At 46.2% G+C, this 6434-nt stretch carries 7 protein-coding genes; all 7 read left to right on the top strand.

All coding sequences use genetic code 11. The annotated features are described in order from the left end of the window. On the top strand, nucleotides 1-626 hold a 626-nt coding region (locus AC3DOM_RS14395; RefSeq protein WP_487919741.1), incomplete at its 5' end, for a TIGR04282 family arsenosugar biosynthesis glycosyltransferase. Beyond that, the gene (locus AC3DOM_RS14390) at nucleotides 614-2083 is read left to right on the top strand and encodes an MptA/MptB family glycosyltransferase (protein ID WP_487919740.1); all 1470 of its coding nucleotides are present in this window, start codon (nucleotides 614-616) and stop codon (nucleotides 2081-2083) included. The genes AC3DOM_RS14395 and AC3DOM_RS14390, both read left to right, overlap by 13 nt. 32 nt (nucleotides 2084-2115) lie before the next feature. Beyond that, a complete protein-coding gene (locus AC3DOM_RS14385) occupies nucleotides 2116-3102 on the top strand; it encodes a YeeE/YedE family protein (RefSeq protein WP_487919739.1) in 987 nt (328 codons plus the stop codon). Between the two features lie 31 nt (nucleotides 3103-3133). Continuing rightward, the gene (locus AC3DOM_RS14380) at nucleotides 3134-4033 is read left to right on the top strand and encodes a B12-binding domain-containing radical SAM protein (RefSeq protein WP_487919738.1); all 900 of its coding nucleotides are present in this window, start codon (nucleotides 3134-3136) and stop codon (nucleotides 4031-4033) included. 68 nt (nucleotides 4034-4101) lie between these two features. Next, the gene (locus AC3DOM_RS14375; protein WP_487919737.1) at nucleotides 4102-4854 is read left to right on the top strand and encodes a class I SAM-dependent methyltransferase; all 753 of its coding nucleotides are present in this window, start codon (nucleotides 4102-4104) and stop codon (nucleotides 4852-4854) included. A gap of 2 nt (nucleotides 4855-4856) precedes the next feature. Further along, nucleotides 4857-5594, top strand: coding sequence for an amino acid ABC transporter permease (locus AC3DOM_RS14370; RefSeq protein ID WP_487919736.1), 738 nt, complete (start codon nucleotides 4857-4859; stop codon nucleotides 5592-5594). Then, complete coding sequence (locus tag AC3DOM_RS14365; RefSeq protein ID WP_487919735.1) at nucleotides 5587-6321, top strand: amino acid ABC transporter permease; 735 nt, start codon at nucleotides 5587-5589, stop codon at nucleotides 6319-6321. Before AC3DOM_RS14370 ends, AC3DOM_RS14365 begins: the two co-directional genes overlap by 8 nt. Nucleotides 6322-6434 lie beyond the last annotated feature (113 nt).

The raw sequence follows: 6434 nt of genomic DNA, 5'->3' as shown, positions 1-6434 counted from the left end.
AAGTCGGTTCGACGAAAACACGCCTCTGCCCTCCACTTGAGCCAGTTGAAGCTGCAAACCTATATGAAGCGTTGCTTTTGGATACGATTAACCTGGTTGCAGGTATCGAGAGAGTTGATCTGGCAATTGCAGTCACACCTCCAGAGGCGATAGATTATTTTAAAGAGATTGCGCTACCAGAAACGATTCTGATTCCGGTAGCTTGCGGGGATATTGGTGAGTGCCTTTCCCGGGTTTTAAGAGACCTCCTCAATAAAGGTTATCAGCGTGTGTTGGCGCTCAACTCTGATGGGCCCTCATTGCCACCGAATCGCATTCGATCGGCTATCAAGCATCTTGATCATCATGATCTTGTGCTTGGGCCAGCAGAGGATGGAGGCTATTATCTGATCGGTTTCAAAAAAATCCATGCTGATCTTTTCAAGGATATAAACTGGAGCACGGATCAAGTCCTGGAGCAAACGCTAAAGAAAGCAGATCAAATGGGCCTTAGCCTTCAGCTGTTGCCTCCTTGGTACGATGTAGATACCGCTGCTGATATTGAACGTTTGAAAGATGAGTTGAAAACCCTCCCTATACAAAAGCTTAAGCATACCCGCGTGTTATTTAATCAATGGCTTGGATAAATCTACCTGCAATAAGAAAATATCTGTCCAGTTTGGCTGGCATCATAATGGCGGCCAGTTTCCTTGCGTTGCTTCCGCTTTCCAGCTTGCGTGGCCCTGATACACCCATATTTTTAACCTTTTTCCTGATCGCATCCGGGGGATATATTCTGGCAATTCTTCGATTGAAGGTTGAAGACATATCTTTGAAATGGATTTTTGGATTTGCGATCCTCTTTCGCGTAATCCTTTTGTTTAGCACACCCTCATTATCCGATGATCTCTATCGCTATATTTGGGATGGTCATTTACTCGGTAGCGGGGTTAACCCCTATGCCTTCCCGGTAAACTCCCCTTCGCTGGATTCCTTCTCCACTCCCTTGCGCGGATTGGTCAACCATAATTGGATGGCCTCTCCTTATTTACCAGTTTCACAGTTGATATTTGCCATTGTGGAATTTCTGATCCCACAAAATATGCTGGCCTTCCAGACGACTGCCGTTATTTTTGATCTGCTGACCGGATGGTTGGTGATGGACATTCTCGGAAAGCTGGGGTTATCACGTCAAAATGTGCTGATCTACTTATGGAATCCCCTGGTCATCGTAGAATTTTCGCATGGAGCGCATGTGGATGCTGTGATGATTTTTTTAATGATGCTCGCAATCCGGCTTTTATTAAAGGAATCCCGGCAACATAGCTATTATCGATTCGGATCAGCTATTGCTTTGGCCGCGGCAACGTTAACCAAATTGCTTCCCATTTTGTTGGTTCCACTATTCTGGGGGCGCTGGGGATGGAAAGAGCGCTTAATTTTTGCAGCGATTTTTCTTGGGGCACTAGCATTATTCATCCCTGGTGCCGGTTTGGGTATTGTCGGGCCACAGGATGGAACCGGGGTGTTGGGGGCGTTGCGCATTTATCTTCAATCGTGGAATTTCAACAGTGGCATTTATCATTGGCTGGAAGTATGGCTTTCAGGGTATCAAACACCAGGGGCGGTTCCTGAGGATATCGTTGGCCAAAGACCGATCTACATCGCCAAGGCAATCAGCGCTGCTTTGTTGGGATTAACAATCTTCTTAACGGCCTGGCTGGCATGGCGAATTGAAAAATCATGTAACCAAAACCTTCAAACCAAAAATCTGGCTTTTATTCAATTGGCTTTGCTGCCTCTTGGTGCATACCTGCTTCTCACGTCCACCGTTCATCCCTGGTACGTCACTCTGATCATTCCCCTCTTGTCATTTTTTTCTCCAAGTGATCTTAAATCATCTCCATATAGATCATTCTTTTGGCCCTGGGTATATTTTTCCATGGTAGTGACGCTTTCTTATCTCACTTATCTCGATCCAGATAATTTGCGCGAAATCTACTGGGTTCGCATTGTGGAATATATCCCCTTCTACGGATTACTCCTTTGGGCTTCGTGGCGTGCTATGATTGAGCGTAAGAAAGCAAGACCTGTACCAGTCTAAAAGCGAACTGTACCGTTGAAAGGGATTTATCAATGCATGTCATTTTAGCCATCCTCTCAGGAACCTCACTGGGATATGCCTTTGAACGCGGTGATATGTGCTTTCATAGCACCCTGAGAGGCTTATTTCGTATCCCCAAAGAGCTCGATCTATTTCGAGCCTATATCGTAACCCTTCTCGTGGCCACCCCTTTGGTTTATGGGATGCAAGCCATGGGCTGGATCGATCCCTGGATTCCGCCTTTTAATTGGCAGGCCAACCTTTTAGGCGGACTGATTTTTGGGGTGGGGATGGTCGTTGCATCCTCCTGCATCACCGGATTTTTCTATAAACTCGGACATGGCATGCTCGGCATTTTGGTTGGATTGTTTACCTGGGCTATCGGGGATATCCTCGTCTATCTTGGGCCTCTTTCTGGTTTGAGGGATGCACTCACTGCGACACCTCTCAGAGTTGCAGGAGAAGTTCCAACCGTAAATAATATTCTGGGTTCGATGGGTTGGATCGTCCTCCTGATATTTGGGCTTGCTGCCCTTTTTTGGCTTTGGCGCGCCCCGAAAACAACCCGCCAAACCAGGGATAAACTTTGGGGGTGGTTGCCACTGGGAATCACCGTTGGCTTGATCATTGCAGGTAGTTGGCTTCTGGCCAAAGCGGGGTTTTCAAACTATCCATTTGGCACATCCTATGTGCCAACTCAAATTTATCTGACACTCTTTACCGGTGAAAAATCTTCCCCCTGGATACCGATCACATTAGTCAGTTTGATCCTTGGTGCTTTCATCGCAGCCAAACGCTCGGGTACCTTATGGGTCCGTGGAGAGACGCCCCGCCGCTATCTTGAATTGGGTGCAGGTGGATTTTTAATGGGCGTAGGCGCGGCTATTGCAGGAGGCTGCAATTTGGGCCATGCTTTGGTTGGTGTGCCCTTGCTTTCTCTTGGTAGTATTAGCACCCTCTTTGCGATGGTCGCTGGTGTTTTTCTCGCAAATCAGGCTGCTAACTTTTTTTCGAGGTAAAAAAATATGATCTCTTCTTTTGGAGGATTAAATGGCAATTGATATATTACTGGTAAACCCCGTCTTTCTCAGCCAGAACGAAGCTGAAAAAGAATTGATGAATCCTTATTTCCCTTTGGGTCTGCTTTATCTGGCAGCCTTTATTCGGGAAAAAGGATTTCAGGTAGAGATTTTTGACGGCACCTTTCTGGACGGTACGAAAGATTTTGATGATGCATTGGTACGCCTATCACCAAAGGTAGTCGGAATTACAGCGGTTAAGCCAAACCGGGAAATGGCGCTGGGCCTGGCAAAAAAGGCAGGATCTTTTGGCGCAAAAGTCATCCTCGGGGGACCAGATCCAACCTACAAACCTGATCTATATGCCCTTTCACCGGATGTGGATTTTGTAGTTCACCATGAGGGGGAGTTAACCCTGGTTGAATTACTCCATTTTCTCCTCAAAGAAAACCAAGATCAGGATTTATGCGATATTGATGGCATTGCTTTCGTGGATGAACAGGACGAGTTGATCGTCACCCCTCGGCGTTCCTATTTGCTGAATCTGGACGATCTACCACTTCCCGCTCGGGACCTGATCGATATGGACCAATACCTGCGAATCTGGCGGGAGCATAATGGCTATGCTTCGCTGACCATTTCGGTGGCCCGCGGTTGTCCTTATGGCTGTGAATGGTGTCAGGATGCCGTTCACGGGACAGATTACCGCCAGCGCTCTCCCGAAAGTGTAGTTGCCGAAGTAAAAGCGTTAAAAGATATTTACCAGATCGATCGACTTCGTGTTGTTGATGATGTGGACGGCATCGACCAGGAATGGATCGAATCCTGGGCAAATGCAGCCGAAGCGGAAAATGCCGTCATTCCTTTTGAAGCCCTCAATAATCTTGAGAGACAGGATATTCCCATGCTGGATACGCGGGATGCCCTTTGAGCGAAGCGAAACGTTTATTATCCCACCGTGAGTGGGAACCTCCACGCACCACCAACCGAAGAATAAGAATGCGCAAACCAAATTTCTTTAGCAAAGGATCGCCATTTTTAGCGCATCCTTTACTGACACCTGAGCGAACGAATACAGAAATTGACTTTCTGCTTGCCCAGACTCAAAGTACACCCGGGCATCTGATCCTGGATGTGGGTTGCGGCCCAGGCCGTCATAGTATTGAACTTGCCCGGCGGGGATATCGTGTTGTCGGGATTGATCCATCCGAGGCAATGATTGTTGCTGCCAAAGAACGAGCAAAGGAGGCTGGAGTAAATCCTGAATTTATTCAGGCTCATGGTGAAGATTTTTTGACTGAATATAAATTTGATGCGGCCATCTGTCTGTTTACCACTTTGGGGCAAATTAACGATGATGCATCTTCCCCTAAAATAAACAACCATCCCCTGCTCAACCAGATTTCACAAGTATTGGTTCCCGGTGGACCTTTCGTCCTGGAAGTGCCTCAGAAAAAATGGGTGGTCAACACCCTGAAAGACTCGGATCACTTTGGGGATGATAGAAATTACACTGATATCCAGCGGGCATATGATCCAGAGAGTAATATTCTCAGCGAAACCTTCAGATTGGTCTCGCCAGGAGAAACCAATCAATTTTTCCTTCGCTATCATCTCTATGATGTAGATGAAATCCACATTTTTCTGAATAATGCCGGATTTGAAGTGCTGCATACTTATGGCGATTATCGCAGCGCTCCGGTAACAGAAGAAAGTCCGAATATCGTTGTCGTAGCTCAATTGGAGAGATAAGATTGGACTGGCTTACTGCTGAAATTGGCGAACTCTTGAGTAGGGGATTCGTCCTCACCATTTGGATAACTGGGATAACATCCATTTTTTCACTCCTCCTGGGTATCGGGGTTGGTACGTTAAAACTCATCCAACGTCCGATTACCCGTCAATTAGCGATCATCTACATTGAAATTCATCGTAATGTCCCCGCATTGGTTTTGATCATTTTCTGGGCATTCGCTTTCCCCAATATTTTTCCTTTGGAAATTCGGCGGACAATTTTCTTTGATAATGCCATCATAAGCAAAATCAGTCTTTGGACGGGTCTATCCATACCCTATTACACGCTGGCTGCCGGATTTGCACTGACCCTGAATACCAGTGCGTATCTGGCCGAACTTTTCAGGGCAGGGGTCGGCACTATCGAACAAGAGCATTTGGATTCGGCCCGGACATTGGGCGCGCCAAAAAAAACATTACTTTGGCAGATCATCATTCCGCAGGGAATACGTGCTGCCTTCCCTGCTATTTCAACCCGATTGATCCATAATATGAAAAACACTGCCCTGGCCTCCTTTGTGGCAATGCCCGAATTTTTCCACGGCATCCAAACTGCTATCACCTATTCTTTTCATGCGGTGGAATTGCTGCTATTGGCTTCTGCAGTCTACTTAGGGTTATCTTTCACTTTTTCTTTCTTATTGAGATGGATTGAAAATCGCTTGAATCAGGGATCATTAGTCATTCAAAATGGATAATCAAATTTTGGATCAAATAGAGTTTTTAGCCGCCAATCTTAGCAATTTACTAATTGGCTTCCCTGGACAGCGACCGGGTGGATTACTCCTGAGCCTGTTTTTGGCGGTATTTGGGATTGGGGTTGGATTCCTGATCGCGTTGCTCGTCGGTAGCGGACGTGGATCAAGGGTTTGGCTGATTCGCTGGGGAAGCCGTTTCTATATTGAAATATTCAGAGGCCTCCCATTGATATTATTGTTGGTACTGATTTATCAGATTATTGGGGGTCGCCGTTTTGGTCTTGATATCAGCCCTCGGTTAGCGGCTCTCATCTCCCTGGCGCTGTATAGCGGGGCTTATCAGTCCGAGATAGTTCATGCAGGTTTGCAGGCCGTTCCCATCCAACTTGTTGAATCAGCCAGAGTTGTGGGCGGAAATCCCTGGCAGGTTTTTCTTTGGATCAAAATGCGATATGCAATCCGGGTGATGCTGCCAGCTTTTGTGGGGCAGGCGATCAGCTTATTCAAAGATACCTCTGTTGTGATTGTCATTGGTGTGACTGACCTGATGACAATTGGGCGAGCTGTGCTGGGCAGTGATGTGAAGAATTTGTCTTTCTGGGTCAGTTTATATTTATTTGTCGGTTTTCTATATTTTCTGGTTGCATTTACGGCTTCAACACTGGCAAAAAGATCTGAACATATTCAGCGGTCGGTCGATCTTGTTTATTCGCTGGTAAACTTTTAGCCTTTATCGGCGTCAATTCTAAGTTAATAGTTACGTAATATTTATTGGAGATAATTAATATCTAGCCACCTGACACTTTAATAATTGAATAGTTGATCGGCATCAATTCTCCA

This window comes from Candidatus Desulfolinea nitratireducens (assembly GCF_982879505.1).
The sequence above is the reverse complement of the archived record's forward strand: the minus strand, read 5'-3'. Positions and strand labels throughout refer to the sequence as shown.